Raw genomic sequence first — 16,955 nt, 5'->3', positions numbered from 1 at the left:
CATCGGCGAGATTCTAGCCACGGCGTTCATACTCCTGCAATTCGCGACGGGCGCGGGCATTGGCCAGCACGGTCTGCACGATGATGCCGACCAGCAGCACCAGGCTCGCACCATAGGCGGCCAGGACGGTGGTGGCGTATTTGCCAAGCTCGGTCATGCGCGGTTCTCCCTTGCCAGCAGCGCGGCCAGACGGCGGCGGCGGATCTCGGTGCGGGTGCGGATCAGCAGCAGCGCCAGGAACAGCAGGAAAAAGCCCAGCATGGTCAGGTAAAGCGGATAGCGATAGACCGCCGACATCCGCTCGCCCGGCGCCAGCGACAGCGAGGCGCCCTGGTGCAGGCCCTGGTTCCAGAAATTCACGGCATAGCGCGACAGGAGCGCGAAGACCGAGCCCACGAGGCACAGCACCCCGGTCAGGTCGGCGGCGCTGTCGGGATCCTCGACCGCCGCCCACAGCGCCATGTAGCCCAGATAGAACAGGAACAGGATCAGGAACGAGGTCAGCCGCGGATCCCATTCCCACCAGGTTCCCCACATCGGCTGGCCCCAGATCGCTCCGGTGATCAGCGCGATCAGCGTCATCACCGCGCCCACCGGCGCCGCGGCCTTGGCGGCCAGGGCGCTGACATGGTGGCGCCGCACCAGCCAGATCAGCGAGGTGACCAGCATCATCAGCCAGATGTTGATCGCCATCAGCGCGGCGGGCACATGCAGGAAGATGATCTTGACCGTCGCGCCCTGCTTGTAGTCCTGGGGCGTCAGGAATCCCCAGACCAGCCCGGCGACGGTGCAGAGCGCCGCCCCCGCCACAACCCATGGCAGGATCGCGCCCGATACGCGCATGAACTTGACAGGGTTGGCATATTCCCAGATCGACATGATTGCTCCGTAAACCGGGCGCGCCGCCCGCTCAAGTGGCCAGAGGTCGTATTCACCGCAGATTGACGCGCAGCGCGGCGGCCGCGGCAAAGGGCGCCAGCGCCAGGGTGGCAAGCGTGATCGCGGCCAGGAAGACCAGCGGCGCGCCCGGATCGGCGCCCGCGGCGCCGCGCCGCACCGCCTCGGCGCCGAAGATCAGCGTCGGCACGTAAAGCGGCAGCACCAAGAGCGACAGCAGCAGCCCGCCGCGCCGCAGCCCCACCGTCACCGCCGCGCCGAAGGCGCCCAGCATCGACAGCGCCGGCGTGCCGAGGATCAGCGAGGCCACCAGCCAGGGATAGGCCGGCCCCGGCAGGTGCAGAAGCAGGCCGAAGACCGGCGCCGACAGCGCCAGCGGCAGGCCGGTGACCAGCCAATGCGCAAGCGCCTTGATCGCCACCGTCCCCTCCAGCGGCAGCGGCGCGGTCGCCAGCAGATCCAGGCTGCCATCCTCGAAATCCAGCGCGAAGATGCGGTCGAGCGACAGCAGGCAGGACAGCAGCGCCCCGACCCACAGGATGCCGGGCGCGATGCGCGACAGCGTGCCCCCTTCCGGGCCGACGCCGAAGGGGACCAGCGTGCAGACGATCAGGAAGAAGGCCAGCGCCAGCCCGAAGCCGCCTCCGGCGCGCGTGGCCAGCCGCAGGTCGCGGATCAGCAGCGCCTTCATCCGCCCGTTCCTGTCATCCGCCCGCTCCTGTCATCCGAATGCCTCATTGAAGCCGGCGGGGCGCGATTCGCGGCGGGTCTGCGTGGCGCGATAGGGGGCAAGGTCGATGATCTCGGCCTCGGGCATGCCCAGGTCGATATGGGTGGCGATCACCGCCGCGCCGCCCCGGCCCAGATGGGCGCGCAGCATGGCGGCGAACAGCGCCACCGAATCGCGGTCCAGCGACACCGTCGGCTCGTCGAGCAGCCAGATCGGCCGTCCCGTCACCATCAGCCGCGCCAGCCCCAGCCGCCGCTTCTGCCCGGCCGACAGCGCATGGGCCGGCCGCGAGGCCAGCTCGCGCAGGTTCATCGCCTCCAACGCGGCGGCGATGTCATGGCCGCCGAAGATCTCGGCCCAGAAACGCAGGTTCTCGGTCACGGTCAGCGCCGGCTTCAGCCCGTCGGAATGGCCGGCATAGGCGATGGCCTCCGGCGCCGTCTCGATCCTGCCGGCGACCGCCGGCTGCAGCCCGGCCAGCGTGCGCAGCAGCGTGGTCTTGCCGATGCCGTTCGGCCCGCGCAGCACCAGCGCCCGGCCGGGATCGAGTCCGAAGGAGACCCCTTCGACGGCGCGCAGCCCGCCCCGCGCCACGGCAAGGTCGCGGACCGCGAGCAGGCTCATAACGGGATCAGCGCACAGGCCACGCGCCGGCCCTCGGACAGTGTGACATTGTAGCTGCGCGCGGCCGAGGCCGAACTCATCGGCTCGGCCATCACGCCGGCGGCATCCAGCGCCGCGGTCAGGTCGCGCGGCGGAAAGGCGATCTCGGCGCCCATGCCCAGGAACAGCACGTCCACCTCGCCGGCCAGCGCCAGCAGCGGCTCGCGGTCGCCCAGCCCGCCCCAGGCGCGCACGCCCGCGGCGGTGACGATCACCGCGCCGTGATGCACCACGCCACCGACCCGGAAGAAGCCGGGGCCGTAGCCGTCCACCGGCACGGCCCCGGAGAATTCCGTGGGGGTCATCACCGCCATCAGGGCGCGTCCCGGAAGGCGGCGGGAATATCCTCGCCCGGCGTCTTCTCCTTGGGTCCGGGCTTGCTCCAGTCGCGCTTGACGCCCAGCCACAGCACGATGTTCTTGGCGACGTAGATGGTCGAATAGCAGCCGACGAACACGCCCCACAGCATGGCGAAGACGAAGCCGCGGATCACGTCGCCGCCGAAGATCATCATCGCGCCAAGCGCCAGCGCCGTGGTGACGGCGGTCATGATGGTGCGCGACAGCGTCTCGTTCACCGTCAGGTTCATCACGTCGATCAGCGGCATGGTCTTGAATTTGATCAGGTTCTCGCGCAGCCGGTCGAAGACGACCACGGTGTCGTTCACCGAATAGCCCAGCGTGGTCAGCAGCGCCGCGATGGTGGTCAGGTCGAACTTCAGCTGGAAGAGCGAGAAGATCCCCACCGTCAGCAGCACGTCATGCACGATCGAGACCACCGCCCCCAGCGCGAACTGCCATTCGAAGCGCAGCCAGATATAGAACATGATGCAGATGGTCGCGGCGCCCACCGCGTAGAAGGCGGTCTTGATCAGCTCTCCCGAGACCTTGGGGCCGACCGATTCCACCGCGGCGAAGACCACCTGCGGATCGACGGTCTGCAGCGCCGCCTCGACCTCGTTCAGTTGCTCGGGCGTGACCGAGCCGGTCTCGTCCGTGGTGCCGATGCGGATCATCGCCACATGTTTGCTGGCGCCGAAGCTCGGATCGAAGACCTCGGTGATCGAGACGTCGCCCAGGTCCAGCCCGTTCAGCGCCTGCCGGTAGTCGCCGACCTCGAAGGCGGTCGGACTTTCGGTGCGGATGGTGGTGCCGCCCTTGAAGTCGATGCCGAAGTTCAGCCCCATGACCAGCACCAGCACGACCGAGACGACCATGGCCAGGGCCGAGATGCCGAAGGTCAGCCATTGCCAGCGGAAGAAGTTGTAGCTGGTGTTGTCGGGAACGAGTTTCAGACGAAATGCCATGGTCCTGCTCCCTTACAAGATCAGCTCTTTGGGTTTGCGCCATTCCAGCCAGAGCACGATCAACAGGCGGGTCAGGTAGATCGCCGTGAAGACCGAGGTGACCAGGCCGATGGTCAGCGTGACCGCAAAGCCCTTCACCGGCCCGGAGCCGAGGAAGAACATCACCATCGCCGCGATGAAGCTGGTGACGTTGGCGTCGATGATCGCGCTCATCGCCTCGCTGAAGCCGTCGTCGATGGCCTTGGCCATGCGCTTGCCGGCGCGCAGCTCCTCGCGGATACGCTCGTAGATGATGACGTTGGCGTCGACCGCGGTGCCGACGGTCAGCACAATGCCGGCGATGCCGGGCAGCGTCAGCGTCGCCCCCATCATCGACATGACCGACAGGATCAGGATGACGTTCACGATCACCGCGACCGAGGCGAAGACACCGAACAACCCATAGCTCGCGACCATATAGGCCACCACCGCCACCGTGGCGATGATCGAGGACAGCCGGCCGGCGTCGATCGAATCCTGGCCCAGTTCCGGGCCGATGGTGCGTTCCTCCAGGAAGGTCATCTGCGCCGGCAGCGCGCCCGCGCGCAGCAGCACTGCCAGCTGCGTCGAGCCTTCGACGTCCATGGCGCCCGAGATCTGCCCCGAGCCGGTGGTGATCGCCTGCCGGATCACCGGCGCCGAGATCACCTGGTTGTCCAGCACGATGGCGAAAGGCTGGCCGATATTGGCCGAGGTATAGGCCCCGAACCGCTTGGCGCCCGAGGGGCCGAACCGGAAATCCACCGCCGGCGCGCCGTTTTGGTCGAAGCTCGGCCGGGCGTCGGTCAGATCCTCGCCGGTGACAACCGGATTCTCCTCGATGACGTAATAGACGCCGGGCTCGTCCATCGAGGGCAGCAGCACATTGCCGGTGCCGGGACGCGCATTGGCATCGGTGGTGCGGTTCACCACCGGGTTGAAGGTCAGTTTCGCCGTGGTGCCGATCAGCTGCTTCAGTTCCTCGGCCGAGCCGATGCCGGGCACCTGGATCAGGATGCGGTCCTTGCCCTGGCGCTGGATCGTCGGCTCGCGCGTGCCGACCTCGTCGATGCGGCGGCGGATAATCTCCAGAGACTGCTGCACGGTGCGGTCGTCGGTCGCGGCCTTCTCCGCATCCGAAAGCTGCACGGTCAGCCGGCTGCCCGAGGCCGAGATCGCCAGATCGCTCTGCCCGGCGCCGGTCAGCGAGGTGACGGGCGTGGCCAGGCCGCGGGCGATCTCGACCGCCTTGGCCATCTGCTCGGGATTGCCGATCTCGACCGTCAGCTGGCCGTCGGGGGCCTGGACCCGGCGGACGGCGCCGACCAGGTCGCGCTGCGCTGCTAGCGCGTCGCGCAGCTCGGGCCACAGCGAATCCATCCGGGCCTTGTAGACGTCCTGGACATGCACCTCGCCCAGCAGATGGGCGCCGCCGCGCAGGTCGAGGCCCAGATTGACCAGGCCCGAAGGCAGCCAGTCCGGCCAGCCGGCGCGGGCCTGGGTCTCTTCCTCGGTTGCGAAACCGTTGCGCTCGGCGGCGGTGACGGCGTCGTTATGCTGCTCGACCCGGTTGTAGAACAGGTTCGGCATCGCATAGAGCAGACCCAGGCCGATGAGGGCGAGGATCAGCAGACGCTTCCAGAAGGGGATGTCCAGCATGGTCGGGATGGCGGCCTTCAGTTGTTGGCGGCGGCGGGCTGGGTGCGATTCACCAAGCCGGTGATGGTCGAGCGGATCACGCGGACCTTGACGCCCGGCGCGATCTCGACCTCAAGCTCATTGTCGCGGATCGAGGTGATCTTGCCCACCAGGCCGCCCTGGGTGACGACCTCGTCGCCCTTCTTCAGCGCCTCGATCAGGGCGCGATGTTCCTTCATGCGCTTCTGCTGCGGCCGGATCATCAGGAAATACATGATCACGAAGATCAGGACCAACGGCAGGAACGAGGCGATGCTGGCGGCCCCCGAAGGCGCTCCGGCGGCCTGGGCATGGGCGGCGGTCACGAACATGGATTGATCCCTTTGCAAGCGTTCTCCGGGCCATCCCCCGGCGGAATTGGCGCGCACCCTATCCGCGGGACCGCGGGATGGCAAGAAAGCCGGAACGACAAGACGGCCCCGACGGACGACCCGGCAAACCGGCCCGGCGGCGTGGACATGCGGGCCGGGCTGTGGCAGGTCGGACGGGATCCTTTCCGAAAGGCGGCATCATGGCACAGGACACGGCGACACAGGACACGGCCAGCCGGGATACGGCACGGGCGCCCCATCCGGCGCTGACCCGCGAGGAGAGCGACCGCACCGGCATCCGCCGCCTGCTGGCGATCATGGCGGCGCTGCGCGACCCGCAGACCGGCTGTCCCTGGGACATCGAGCAGGACTTCGCCTCGATCGCGCCCTATACCATCGAGGAGGCGCATGAGGTCGCAGACGCCATCGCCCGCCAGGCCTGGGACGAGCTGCCGGGCGAGCTGGGCGACCTGCTGCTGCAGGTGATCTTCCATGCCCAGATGGCCGACGAGGCCGGGATGTTCGACTTCGCCGAGGTGGTGGCGAAGATCTCGGACAAGATGATCGACCGGCATCCGCATATCTTCGGCGACGAATCCCGCGACAAATCGGCCGAGCAGCAGGTCCGCGACTGGGAGGCGATCAAGGCCCGAGAGCGCGCCGCCAAGGCCGAAAAGGGCGTGCTGGACGGCGTGGCGCTTGGCCTGCCGGCGCTGACCCGCGCGGTCAAGCTGCAGAACCGCGCCGCCCGCGTCGGCTTCGACTGGCCCGGCCCGGCCGGTGTGCTGGACAAGATCGTCGAGGAAAGCCGCGAGCTGGTCGAGGCCAGGGACAGCGCCGATCACGCCCATTTGACCGAGGAATTCGGCGATCTGATGTTCGTGATGGCGAATCTGGCCCGGCACCTGCAGATCGACCCCGAGGAGGCGCTGCGTGCCGCCAATGCCAAGTTCACCCGCCGCTTCCAGGCCATCGAGGCGGCGCTGGCCACCCAGGGCCGCCGCCCCGAGGACAGCGACCTGGCCGAGATGGATGCGCTTTGGGATCGCGCCAAGGCGGCCGAGCGCGAATAGGCCGGTCGCGCGCGCCCCACGCCCGCGGTCAGGCCGGGACCATGACCTCGGCCAGCGCGGCGTCATAGACCGCCAGCGCCTCGGCGCGGTCGCGGGCCCGCGAGGCGCCTTCGGAAAGCTGCCGCCGCCAGCCGCGCGCGCCCGGCCGGCCGTGGAACAGTCCCAGCATGTGCCGCGTCACTTGATGCAGCCGCCCGCCCGCCGCCAGATGCGCCTCGACCAGTTCGCGCAGCGCCTGCGCCGCCGCGAGCGGATCGGCAAAGCGCGGCGCCTCGTTCCAGAGCCGGTCGGCCGCGCCCAGCATGTCCCAGGGCTGGTGATAGGCGGCGCGCCCGACCATCACCCCGTCCATCATCCGCAGATGCTCGCCCACCGCGTCGAGCGAGGCGATGCCGCCATTCACCGACAGGTGCAGGTCGGGAAAGTCCCGCTTCATGCGATGCACCAGCGGATAGTCCAGCGGCGGGATCTCGCGGTTCTCGCGCGGCGACAGGCCCTGAAGCCAGGCCTTGCGGGCATGGATGGTGATGCGGCGCACGCCGGCCTCGCGCATCCGGCACAGGAAATCCGGCAGCACCGCCTCGGGGTCCTGCTCGTCCACGCCGATGCGGCATTTCACCGTGACCTCGACCGGGCTGGCCGCGATCATCGCCGCGACGCATTCCACGACCAGCTCGGGCCGGGTCATCAGCACGGCGCCGAAGCAGCCCGACTGCACCCGGTCGCTGGGGCAGCCGACATTCAGGTTGATCTCGTCATAGCCCCAATCGGCGCCGATCCGCGCCGCCTCGGCCAATTGCCCGGGATCCGAGCCGCCCAGTTGCAGCGCCAGCGGATGCTCGCCCGCGTCGTGGTCCAGCAGTTTTGCGCGGTCGCCGAAAACCAGCGCCGGGGCGGTCACCATTTCGGTATAAAGCAGGGTGCGGCGCGACAGCAGGCGGTGGACGCGGCGGCACAGGCTGTCGGTCCAGTCCATCATCGGGGCCACGGAAAACCGCGCCGCCTCCGCGATACCGTTCTTGTGGACCGTGGTCATGCGCCTGGACTGCCTGATTGCGATGGTACCGCCTCCCCGGCTCGAACGGGGGACCTCTAGATCCACAATCTAGCGCTCTAACCAACTGAGCTAAGGCGGCACAGGCGGGTATCTAGCGCCAGCCACCGGCCGGCGCAAGCCCGTCTTGCCGCTTTTTGCCATGCGGGGTAAGGAAAATCCTCATAGCCAAAGGCCAGCCGGCAGGAGAGCAGCATGAGCATCAACAGCGAAAGCAATATCGCCGCGAATCTTCAGATCGGCCCCACCGATCGCGGCATGGTCCGCATCTATGTCGAGGCCGAAGGCGTCGACCTGCCGCTGGATTTCGATCCCGACGAGGCCGAGGAAATCGCCGAGGAACTGCTGGCCGCGGCCGAGGCGGCGCGCAGCATGGGCGCACCCGGCAAGGGCGGCGGCGGCAAGCCCGGCAAGGATGTCAGGAAGCCGCGCCGCTGATTCCCAGCGGATCGGTCAGCGCCAGCAGCCGCGCGGTCGAGACCCGGGCGATGTCGCGCAGCAGCCGGCTGCGCCGGGCGCCGGCCAACCGCGTCTCGGGCGCCATGCGCACCAGTTCCGCGCCCCAGGAATCGGCGCGGATCAGGCCCGAGCCCGCGGGCAGCAGGTCTTCGGGAAAATCCGCGTCCACCGCCCAGAAGAAGCGGTCGCAGAATTCCAGATAGCCCTGCCATTTCCGGTCGGCGACGAAATCGGCCCGGCAGCTCTTGCATTCCACCACCCAGATCTCGCCCTTGGGCGAAACCGAGATCACGTCGACCCGCAGCCCGCCCGCGGGCACGAACTCCGCCAGCGCCGCATGGCCGATCCCGGTCAGCATCCGCGCCACGCCGCGCGCCAACCGCTGGCCCGGTTTCACCGGCAGGGTTTCGGTCATGGGATCGGGGTTCGGCATGGCCGAACCATGAACGAAGCGTAAACATCTTGCAAGCCCGGCCGCAGGGATCTTGCGGCGCGGCCCCCCCTCGCCTATCTGCGTGACTGGCGGGTTTCTGCTCTTCTCGTGTGTGGCCTCTTTTTCCACTGGCCTATAACTTCACCGAGGGGGCTGGCTCTGTCGGGGCTCTGGTCCCGTTATCCGGCTCCCACCTGGACATCCAGGCTTTCGGGGAAACTAGCGCTGCCACGGCCGCTGCGGTTCCCGCCACCCCTTCCCGAACCTCGACGGCTGGGCGGATGCGTCGCGCCGGACAAAAAAGGGCGGCCCGAAGGCCGCCCGAGAGAGAGAGAAGGGATTTGCCGGTCGATCAGAAACCGTAGACCAGCGACACGCCCAGCGTGTTGTCGGTGCGGGTCGCGCGGTCCGAGACATACTCGGTCTTGTACGAAACCCGGGTCGCGAAGGCATCCGTCATCTTGAAGTTCAGGCCCAGCTCGTTGGTCGCGGTATCGTTGGCGTCCGAGGTCAGGTAGTCGGTATCGTTGGTGATGAAGAACTGGTCGTTGATCTTGTGGTAGAAGCGCGACGACAGCAGGTAACCGACTTCGGTGTTGGTGTTGTATTCATAGGTTTCGGCCACCGGGTCGATCACGTCCACGGCCTTGGTGTAGCGCACGCCGACGGCGGCCTGCACGCGCCAGGCGGTGGTGTCGTTGTTGATCACGCGATAGCCCGGACCGACGCCGAAATAGGCGTCCCGCTTCAGGCGGCCGTCCAGATCATCGAAGGTCTCGTCATCGGCCAGGGTGACCGGGTTGTTGGCCAGCGCATCGGTGGTCAGGCGACCCAGCGCGAAACCGTAGAAGCGGTCGTTGATGTCATACATGCCTTCGTAGATGACATAGGTCTTTTCGGTATCCTTGTCGCCGGCGTTGTTCTCGCCGTATTCAAGCAGGATACCGACCGATTGCGAGAAGCGGCCCTGATTGGCCGACAGCCGGCCGGACAGGCTGAAGTCCTGGTTCTCGCTGTTGCCGGTGCGGCCGACATAGCTCAGCGCGACCGAGCCGAACAGGCCTTCGCGGCGCTCCGGATTGCCGAAGCGATAGGCGTCGGACGAACGGTCGAAATCGTCGCGAACCGCCTCTTCGACGTCCTTCATCTGTTCGTTGACCGAGGAGATGCCGGTGGCATTGGCGCCCGTGCTGATTTCCGACTGCGCGAAGGCGGGGGCCGCGAAGGCGGTCGCAAGGGCGGTAGCGCCGGCGAGGTAAGCAAGCGTTTTCATCTTGGATCAGTCCTTTTTTCGAACCGTTTCGTGTCCGTGACCCCGGCCTTCCGGCGCCACGAGCATCTCTGCTGGCTCAGAGGTAGAACTGGGACACCTCTGGATAAAGAGGCCGTGAAAACCCCGGAGAAGCTCTCAAAAACGTGAAAAGACCGCGGAATTTCGCCGTTGGCGGAAATATGACCATCCGAAATCGTGATGAAACCATTTCGCGGAAAGGTTGCGGCGGCGTTTGTGACACAAGTTCAGAAGGTAATAGGGCACCGCAACCTCACGAAGCATGAAAGCCCTGCAACAGAACCATGCAGCCCGGGGTGCTGCACAAAAAAAAGGCAGCGCTTCTGCGCTGCCTTGCCGGTCAGATTGTTGCGTCAGGTCCACAGTCCGGACGCAAAAATGCAGCGGTTCCGTGATTGCCCGGGCGGTCCGCTCAGCGCGAGACCGTGCCCGCGGATGCGGGAACCGCGGCGGGCGCCGGCGCGGGCCGGCGGCGAATCCGTTGCCGGTGGCCGCCGCGCGGCCCCTCGCCCTGGGCCATCAGCATCACCCGGATGCCGAACTGCACCCCGGAAAACAGGATGGTGTGAAAGACCGTCAGCATCAGCACGGCGATCCAGCCGCCGCGTGTCGCGCTGGTCAGATGCCGCAAACCGGCCACGTCCAGCGCCAGCAGCAGGCCGGTGAAGACCAGCGCCAGCGCAAAGCCGATGGCGATGCTGACGATATAGAGCCGGATGAGCTGCGGCATCTGCTTTCCCCAAGCTGGACGAACCGCGCCATTCTAGCGCGATCGCCGCGCCTCGGGCAGGAAAAATGCGCGGCGCGTCAGAATGCCTCGGGCCGCGCCTCGCGGGCCATATGGTCCAGCACGGCATTGACGAATTTCGACTCGCGCCCCTCGGCGAAGAAGGCCTGCGCCAACTGCACATATTCGGTGATCACCACCCTGGGCGGGGTCTTCGGGGTCACCAGTTCGGCTCCGGCGGCACGAAACACCGAGCGCAGCACCGGGTCGATGCGGTCGATCGGCCATTTCGCCACCAGCGCCCGGTCGGTCATCTGGTCGATCTTCGACTGCCAGGTGACGGCATCGTCGATGATGCGGGCGAACAGTGCCAGATCCGCCTCGGCCGAGACGATGTCCTGGTCCTCGCCCTCGCGGCCGATGCGCCAGTTCAGGAACTCGCGCTGGACGCGGTCGGCGGAATGGCCGGCCGCCTCCATCTGGAACAGCGCCTGCACGGCATAAAGCCGCGCCGCGGCGGCCCGGGCCTGCCGGGCCTCGCGGTCGGCGGAATTGCGTTTGTCGCCTGTCTTGCTCATGCGCCCCTCGGCCCGTCGATTTCGCCGGCCAGCTTGATCACGTCGCGCGGCGCCCCCGCATCGCCGCGTGGCGATTGCGCCTGCCAGCGGCGTTTCAGCGCTACCAGATGCAGCGCGGCCGCAGCGGCGCCGCCGCCCTTGTTCTGGCCGTCCGGGTCGGCGCGGACCTCGGCCTGCCGGTAATTCTCGACCGTCAGGATGCCATTGCCGATGCAATGGCCCTGCAGCCCCAGCAGGGTGATGCCGCGCGAGCTGTCGTTGCAGACCGTGTCGTAATGCGTGGTCTCGCCCCGGATCACGCAACCCAGCGCGACATAGCCGTCATAGAGCCCGCGCGCGGCGGCCAGGCCGATGACGGTCGGAACCTCCAGCGCGCCGGGCACCTCGACCAGATCCACGGCCGCGCCGGCCTCGGCCGCGACCTTGCGCGCGCCGGCGATCAGCCCGTCGGCGATCTGGCGGTAATAGGGCGCGACCACGATCAGCAGCCGCGCGCCGCCCTCGATACGGGGCAGCGGCAATTGGTAATGTTCGATGCTGGCGGCCATCAGGTCACTCTTGGGGAATCGGACGGCTGGAATGGATCGAAAGCCCGTAGGCGTCAAGCCCGACCACCTTGACCGGCGCCGAATTGGTCAGCAGCACCAGTTCGGACAGGCCGAGCGCCGAGAGGATCTGCGCCCCGAGCCCGTATTGCCGGATCACATGCGACGACACCTCGTCCTGGCGCGGCAGCCGCGGTTCCAGGTCGCGGAACAGCACCACGACCCCCCGCCCCTCCTCGGCGATGAGGCGCATGGCGGCGCCCAGGCTGCCGGCGGATTCGCGGCCGATGCCCAGCACGTCATGCAGCGGGTCCAGGACATGCATGCGCACCGGAACCGGGCCGGGCGTGGTCAGGTCGCCCTTGGTCAGCACGATATGCTCGGCGCCGGTGGTCTCGTCGGCGAAGATGCGCATCATCCAGTCGCCGCCATGCGTCGAATGCACGGCGCGCTGGCCGCGCTCGGCGATCAGGTTGTCGTGGCGGCGGCGATAGGCGATCAGGTCGCTGATTGTGCCGATCTTCAGCCCGTGCTTCTGGGCGAAGGCCACCAGATCCGGCAGCCGCGCCATGCTGCCGTCCTCGTTCATGATCTCGCAGATCACGCCCGCCGGGTTCAGCCCGGCCAGGCGCGAAATGTCCACCGCCGCCTCGGTATGGCCGGCGCGGACCAGCACGCCGCCGTCGCGCGCCCGCAGCGGGAAGATATGGCCGGGCGTGGCGATGTCGGCCGCGCCCTTGGTCGGGTCGATGGCGATCGCGATGGTATGGGCGCGGTCATGGGCCGAGATGCCGGTGGTCACGCCCTCGCGCGCCTCGATCGACATGGTGAAGGCGGTCTCGTGGCGGCTGGAGTTCTTCGAGCTCATCAGCGGCAGCCCCAGCGCGTCGATGCGCGCGCCGGGCATCGACAGGCAGATCAGCCCGCGGCCGTGGGTGGCCATGAAGTTCACCGCGTCGGGCGTGGCCATCTGCGCCGGGATCACCAGGTCGCCCTCGTTCTCGCGGTCCTCGTGGTCCACCAGGATGAACATCCGGCCGTTGCGGGCCTCGTTGATGATCTCCTCGGTCGGAGAGATGGCGCTCGACCAGTCCCGCTCGACCTCACCCGGCTTGTCATATTGCATCCGCAACTCCTGCAAAGAACCGCTGGCCGCTGACGAAACCCGCCAGCCCGCCCGCCGCCATCATCTCACGTTCGTGATCGGTCTCGCCGATCATCAGCACCGCATCCCCGGGCAGGCCCTCGGCCCGCAACCAGGCCTTCATCCTGTCCCGCATCGCCGACCAGGGGGTGCCGAAATGCGGCAGATCCTGGACCGATCGCGCCCCGATTTGCATCGCCAGCGCCGCCGGCGCAAGCCCCGGTCCGCAGCCCAGATGCGGCACGGCCGCGCTTTGCGCGATGCGGGCGCATTCCGCCTGGCCCAGCCGCTGCTGGGGGCGGAACACGCCAAGCGCGTTGCTGGAATAAAGGAAAGCCACCAGATCCCGGCCCGTCGTGGCCCGCACCCCGGCATAGGTCTTGTAGTCGAGGCCCAGTTCCCTGGCCCGGCGGACCTGCATCCGCACCACCTCGACCGGCAGCCGCGCGCCCAGCAGCTCGCGCCGCGCCACCGCCCAGGCATGGGCATGAAAGCCGCTGGCGGGGCCGGGGCCGCGGTTATGGCCGATTCCCGCCATCACCCCGCCTCGGCCAGCCGCGCCACATAGCGGGCCAGCGTGTCGATTTCCAGGTTGACGCCATCGCCGACCCGGGCTTCGCCCCAGGTGGTCACCGCCTGGGTATGCGGGATGACGTTGACGCCGAAGCGGGCGCCCTCGACCTCGTTCACCGTCAGCGAGGTGCCGTTCAGCGCCACCGAGCCCTTGGGCGCGATGAAGCGGGCCAGCGCCTCGGGCGCGCGGAAGCTGATGCGGGTGCTGTCGCCCTCGTCATGCATCTCCTCGATCACCGCGACGCCGTCGACATGGCCCGAGACGATGTGGCCGCCCAGCTCATCCCCGACCCGCAGCGCGCGTTCCAGGTTCAGCCGCTTGCCCGGCGCCCAGCCGTTGGCGCCGATATTGGTCTTGGAGAGCGTCTCGGCCGAGATGTCGACGTCGAACCAGTCGGCGCCCTTCTCGATCACCGTCAGGCAGACGCCGTCGCAGGCGATCGAGGCGCCCAGCTCGACCCCGGTCATTTCGTAATGGCAGGAAATGCGCGCCCGCATGTCGCCGCGCATCTCGACGCGCGAAACTTCGCCGATATCCGTGATGATGCCGGTAAACATGGCCGTCCCCTTTGTCCGATGGCAGAGAACTAGAGCCTTGCCGCCCGATCTTCAAGCAAAGCCGCAACAGAGCTTAAGCCGCGTTAAGCGAGATTCGGGAAAGGTCGTGACAGCGGTCGGGTTTTCATGCATCAGGAAAGGACGATCCCGGTGGTAGGCTCCGCCTGTAGCGAAAAGCCGAAAACCCATGTTCAGCAGCCCAAGGTCTTGACCGTCTGATACCATGACCGGATCCCTTACTCTTCGCGCCGCCCAGCAGCCGGCGCGCCAGCAAGTCGCCGGAACCTCGCGACCGGCGGGACATCTCATGGCGCCCGTCGCCGCAACCGCCGCCCTGCCGGCGCCGAAGCGCGTGTTCCTGATGCTGCAGGGGCCGCATGGCCCGTTCTTCGACCGCGTCGGCCGCCTGCTCCGCGACACCGGGTCGCAGGTCTGGCGCGTCAGCTTCAACGCCGGCGACGAATTCTTCTGGTCCGACCCGCGGCGGCTGATCCGCCATGCCGGCCGCCCCGAGGACTGGCCCGAGCATCTGGACCGCATCATCACCGAAAAGGGCGTGACCGACATCGTGCTTTACGGCGATGTGCGCCCGATCCACGCCGCGGCGCGCAAGGCGGCGCAGCGCTACGACCTGGTGCTGCATGTCTTCGAGGAAGGCTATCTGCGCCCGTTCTGGATCACCTATGAACGCGGCGGCTCGAACGGCCATTCGGCGCTGATGCGCATCCCCCTGCGCGAGATGCGCAACGCCCTGCGCAACCGGATGGGCGAGATGAACCGCCCGCCGGCGCATTGGGGCGACATGCGCCAGCACAAGTTCTACGGCGCGCTCTACCATTTCTTCGTGCTGGTGGCGAACCGCCGCTATCCCGGCTATCGCACCCATCGCCAGATCGGCGTGTTCCGGGAGTTCCGGCTGAACCTGCGGCGCTTCCTGCTGACCCCCCTCGACGCCGTGGCCCGCATAGGCGAGGCCAAGGCGGTGCGGCGCGGCGGCTTTCCCTATATCCTGGTGCTGATGCAGCTCGAACATGATTCGAATTTCGTCGCCCATTCGCCCTATGCCCGCATGTCGGACTTCACCGACGAGGTGCTGACCGAATTCTCCCGCTGGGCACCCCGCCACCACCGCGTGGTCTTCAAGGCCCACCCGCTCGAGGACGGGCGCGGCGGCATCCGCCAGGCCATCCAGGACAAGGCCCGCGCCCTGGGGATCGAGGATCGGGTGCATTTCGTCCGCGGCGGCAAGCTGGCGCGGCTGATGAACCAGGCCCGTGCGGCGATCACCGTCAATTCGACGGCGGCGCAGCAGGCGCTGTGGCGCGGCCTGCCGGTCAAGGCCATGGGCCGGGCGGTCTTCGACAAGCCGGGCCTGGTCTCGGACCAAAGCCTGGCGGAGTTCCTGCACGATCCGCGCCCGCCGCGGGCCGTGGCCTATCGGCGCTATCGCGATTTCCTGCTGGAAAGCAGCCAGGTGCCGGGCGGCTATTACGCGGCGCGCTCGCGCGCCCACGCGCTGCGCATCGTCGTCGACATGATGCTGGCACCCGAAGACCCCTATCAGGCGCTTTTCGCCGGACGTGGCCAGTATCGGCAACAGATGGGCGACAAGGACGATTGACCAGGGCAAAAATATGGAAAAGCCCGCCGTGCTGGGCTAACCTGCCGCAAAAGACGGCAGCGATCCGGGAATCGCACGAGAGGACAGGAGTAACAGTTTGACTCAAGCGAGTTTTTCACCCGTTCGGTGCGGACCGGCCTTGCTCCGGCCGCGCTCTTTTGCCACCCGCATGGCGCAGGTCGCGCTTCTCGGGGCGGCGCTTCTGGTCTCGGCCTGTGGCCTGCCGCGCTCCGGTCCCACCAAGGGCGAGATCCTCTCGGGCTCGGTCGAAAAGGGCGGCAGCTCGCATATCGTGAATGTCGATGACCGGGTGAACCGGGCGGCGAACTACACCCCCGCCTACGGCTTCTCCTCCGATTTCCGTGCCGCCGGCCAGGTGGGCGCCGACGAGGTCCGTCCCGGCGACGTGCTGGGCCTGCAGATCTGGGAAAACGTCGATGACGGGCTGCTGGCCTCGATGGGGCAAAGCTCGACCGCGCTGACCGAACTGCAGGTGGACAGCCAGGGTTATATCTTCGTGCCCTATGCCGGCCGCATCCGCGCTGCCGGCAACAGCCCCGACGAGCTGCGCCGCATCATCACCCAGAAGCTGGAAACCCAGACCCCCGACCCGCAGGTCATGGTGACCCGCGTCGCCGGCGACGGCGCCACCGTCTCGGTCATGGGCAAGGTCAATGGCCAGGGCGTCTATCCGATCGAGCGCCCGACCCGCTCGCTCTCGGCCATGCTGTCGAAGGCCGGCGGCGTCTCGATCGAGCCCGAGATCGCGGTGGTCACCGTGAAGCGCGGCAATTCCAGCGGCAAGGTCTGGCTGCGCGACCTTTATTCCAATGCGCGCAACGACATCGCGCTGCGTCCCGGCGACGTGATCCTGGTCGAGGAGGACGAGCGCAGCTTCACCGCGCTGGGTGCGCTTGGCGGCCAGACCAAGGTGCCGCTCGGCAACGAGCAGATCAACGCCATCGAGGCGGTGGCCATGGTCGGTGGCCTCAGCACCCAGCTGGCCGATCCGAAGGGCGTCTTCGTCCTGCGCGACGAGCCGCAGACCGTCGCCCGCGCCGTGCTTGGCCGCAACGACATCTACGGCACGCAGCGCGTCGCCTATGTGCTCGACCTGACCAAGCCGGACGGCATGTTCCTGGCGCGTGACTTTGTCATCCGCGACAGCGACACCGTCTACGTGACCGAGGCGCCCTTCGTGCAATGGCGCAAGACCCTGCAATCCATCCTGGGCACCGCCACCGAGGTCGGCGCCGCCGACAGCGCCTTCCGGTAA

Annotated in this window: 21 protein-coding genes and 1 tRNA gene; 4 read left to right on the top strand and 18 right to left on the bottom strand. The window is 67.7% G+C overall.

Going from position 1 to position 16,955, the window contains the following annotated elements; genetic code table 11:
* Positions 1-13 precede the first annotated feature (13 nt).
* The 8 genes from ccmD to yajC are packed head-to-tail and all read right to left on the bottom strand — an operon-like array spanning position 14 to position 5,623.
* Positions 14-157, bottom strand: a complete 144-nt coding sequence (gene ccmD, locus NBE95_RS17025) for a heme exporter protein CcmD (protein WP_019353105.1) — start codon at positions 155-157, stop codon at positions 14-16.
* Positions 154-879 carry a heme ABC transporter permease gene (locus tag NBE95_RS17020; RefSeq protein WP_019353106.1) on the bottom strand — a complete coding sequence of 242 codons (726 nt, stop codon included), beginning with the start codon at positions 877-879 and terminating at the stop codon, positions 154-156. Before NBE95_RS17020 ends, ccmD begins: the two co-directional genes overlap by 4 nt.
* A 52-nt stretch (positions 880-931) precedes the next feature.
* Complete coding sequence (gene ccmB, locus NBE95_RS17015) at positions 932-1,588, bottom strand: heme exporter protein CcmB (RefSeq protein WP_289895415.1); 657 nt, start codon at positions 1,586-1,588, stop codon at positions 932-934.
* Positions 1,589-1,618: 30 nt separating this feature from the next.
* Positions 1,619-2,251, bottom strand: coding sequence for a heme ABC exporter ATP-binding protein CcmA (ccmA, locus tag NBE95_RS17010; protein WP_289895414.1), 633 nt, complete (start codon positions 2,249-2,251; stop codon positions 1,619-1,621).
* Positions 2,248-2,604, bottom strand: coding sequence for an Mth938-like domain-containing protein (locus tag NBE95_RS17005; RefSeq protein ID WP_289895413.1), 357 nt, complete (start codon positions 2,602-2,604; stop codon positions 2,248-2,250). The genes ccmA and NBE95_RS17005 overlap by 4 nt, the downstream gene beginning before the upstream one ends.
* A complete protein-coding gene (secF, locus tag NBE95_RS17000) occupies positions 2,604-3,596 on the bottom strand; it encodes a protein translocase subunit SecF (RefSeq protein WP_289895412.1) in 993 nt (330 codons plus the stop codon). The genes NBE95_RS17005 and secF overlap by 1 nt, the downstream gene beginning before the upstream one ends.
* Before the next feature lie 12 nt (positions 3,597-3,608).
* Positions 3,609-5,273 (bottom strand): protein translocase subunit SecD, encoded by a 1,665-nt coding sequence (gene secD / locus NBE95_RS16995; protein WP_289895411.1) that lies wholly within the window; start codon positions 5,271-5,273, stop codon positions 3,609-3,611.
* 17 nt (positions 5,274-5,290) lie between these two features.
* Positions 5,291-5,623 carry a preprotein translocase subunit YajC gene (gene yajC, locus NBE95_RS16990; protein WP_019352115.1) on the bottom strand — a complete coding sequence of 111 codons (333 nt, stop codon included), beginning with the start codon at positions 5,621-5,623 and terminating at the stop codon, positions 5,291-5,293.
* 317 nt (positions 5,624-5,940) lie between these two features.
* Here yajC and mazG point away from each other — a divergent pair, with 317 nt between their 5' ends.
* Positions 5,941-6,696, top strand: a complete 756-nt coding sequence (mazG, locus tag NBE95_RS16985; RefSeq protein ID WP_289895955.1) for a nucleoside triphosphate pyrophosphohydrolase — start codon at positions 5,941-5,943, stop codon at positions 6,694-6,696.
* A 28-nt stretch (positions 6,697-6,724) separates the two neighbouring features.
* On the opposite strand, the gene dusA is transcribed toward mazG, so the two are convergent.
* Both dusA and NBE95_RS16975 read right to left on the bottom strand, forming a co-directional pair.
* On the bottom strand, positions 6,725-7,732 hold the full coding sequence (gene dusA / locus NBE95_RS16980) for a tRNA dihydrouridine(20/20a) synthase DusA (protein ID WP_289895410.1): 1,008 nt from the start codon (positions 7,730-7,732) through the stop codon (positions 6,725-6,727).
* Between the two features lie 23 nt (positions 7,733-7,755).
* A tRNA-His gene (locus tag NBE95_RS16975) sits at positions 7,756-7,832 on the bottom strand.
* Between the two features lie 113 nt (positions 7,833-7,945).
* On the opposite strand from NBE95_RS16975, the gene NBE95_RS16970 reads away from it, so the two are divergent.
* Positions 7,946-8,188, top strand: a complete 243-nt coding sequence (locus NBE95_RS16970) for a DUF6324 family protein (RefSeq protein ID WP_289895409.1) — start codon at positions 7,946-7,948, stop codon at positions 8,186-8,188.
* Here the strand turns inward: NBE95_RS16970 and NBE95_RS16965 are convergent.
* The 8 genes from NBE95_RS16965 to NBE95_RS16930 all read right to left on the bottom strand — a co-directional run bounded on the left by NBE95_RS16965 (position 8,169) and on the right by NBE95_RS16930 (position 14,058).
* The gene (locus tag NBE95_RS16965; protein ID WP_289895408.1) at positions 8,169-8,624 is read right to left on the bottom strand and encodes an MmcB family DNA repair protein; all 456 of its coding nucleotides are present in this window, start codon (positions 8,622-8,624) and stop codon (positions 8,169-8,171) included. The genes NBE95_RS16970 and NBE95_RS16965 overlap by 20 nt on opposite strands.
* Before the next feature lie 370 nt (positions 8,625-8,994).
* Positions 8,995-9,915 (bottom strand): DUF481 domain-containing protein, encoded by a 921-nt coding sequence (locus NBE95_RS16960; protein ID WP_289895407.1) that lies wholly within the window; start codon positions 9,913-9,915, stop codon positions 8,995-8,997.
* A 430-nt stretch (positions 9,916-10,345) separates the two neighbouring features.
* The gene (locus NBE95_RS16955; protein WP_289895406.1) at positions 10,346-10,663 is read right to left on the bottom strand and encodes a hypothetical protein; all 318 of its coding nucleotides are present in this window, start codon (positions 10,661-10,663) and stop codon (positions 10,346-10,348) included.
* 77 nt (positions 10,664-10,740) lie between these two features.
* Positions 10,741-11,238 (bottom strand): transcription antitermination factor NusB, encoded by a 498-nt coding sequence (nusB, locus tag NBE95_RS16950; RefSeq protein ID WP_289895405.1) that lies wholly within the window; start codon positions 11,236-11,238, stop codon positions 10,741-10,743.
* Positions 11,235-11,786: a 6,7-dimethyl-8-ribityllumazine synthase gene (locus NBE95_RS16945; protein ID WP_289895404.1), complete on the bottom strand. Its 552-nt coding sequence runs from the start codon at positions 11,784-11,786 to the stop codon at positions 11,235-11,237. Before NBE95_RS16945 ends, nusB begins: the two co-directional genes overlap by 4 nt.
* Positions 11,787-11,790: 4 nt before the next feature.
* Positions 11,791-12,909 (bottom strand): 3,4-dihydroxy-2-butanone-4-phosphate synthase, encoded by a 1,119-nt coding sequence (gene ribB / locus NBE95_RS16940; RefSeq protein ID WP_289895403.1) that lies wholly within the window; start codon positions 12,907-12,909, stop codon positions 11,791-11,793.
* Positions 12,899-13,465, bottom strand: a complete 567-nt coding sequence (locus NBE95_RS16935; protein WP_289895402.1) for a hypothetical protein — start codon at positions 13,463-13,465, stop codon at positions 12,899-12,901. Before NBE95_RS16935 ends, ribB begins: the two co-directional genes overlap by 11 nt.
* On the bottom strand, positions 13,465-14,058 hold the full coding sequence (locus NBE95_RS16930) for a riboflavin synthase (RefSeq protein ID WP_289895401.1): 594 nt from the start codon (positions 14,056-14,058) through the stop codon (positions 13,465-13,467). Before NBE95_RS16930 ends, NBE95_RS16935 begins: the two co-directional genes overlap by 1 nt.
* 307 nt (positions 14,059-14,365) lie before the next feature.
* Here NBE95_RS16930 and NBE95_RS16925 point away from each other — a divergent pair, with 307 nt between their 5' ends.
* Together NBE95_RS16925 and NBE95_RS16920 are read left to right on the top strand one after the other, a co-directional pair.
* Positions 14,366-15,679, top strand: coding sequence for a capsule biosynthesis protein CapA (locus tag NBE95_RS16925; protein WP_289895400.1), 1,314 nt, complete (start codon positions 14,366-14,368; stop codon positions 15,677-15,679).
* A gap of 169 nt (positions 15,680-15,848) precedes the next feature.
* A complete protein-coding gene (locus NBE95_RS16920) occupies positions 15,849-16,955 on the top strand; it encodes a polysaccharide biosynthesis/export family protein (protein WP_289895399.1) in 1,107 nt (368 codons plus the stop codon).

Source organism: Paracoccus sp. TOH (assembly GCF_030388245.1).
In the GTDB taxonomy this organism is placed as follows: domain Bacteria; phylum Pseudomonadota; class Alphaproteobacteria; order Rhodobacterales; family Rhodobacteraceae; genus Paracoccus; species Paracoccus simplex.
The sequence above is the reverse complement of the archived record's forward strand: the minus strand, read 5'-3'. Positions and strand labels throughout refer to the sequence as shown.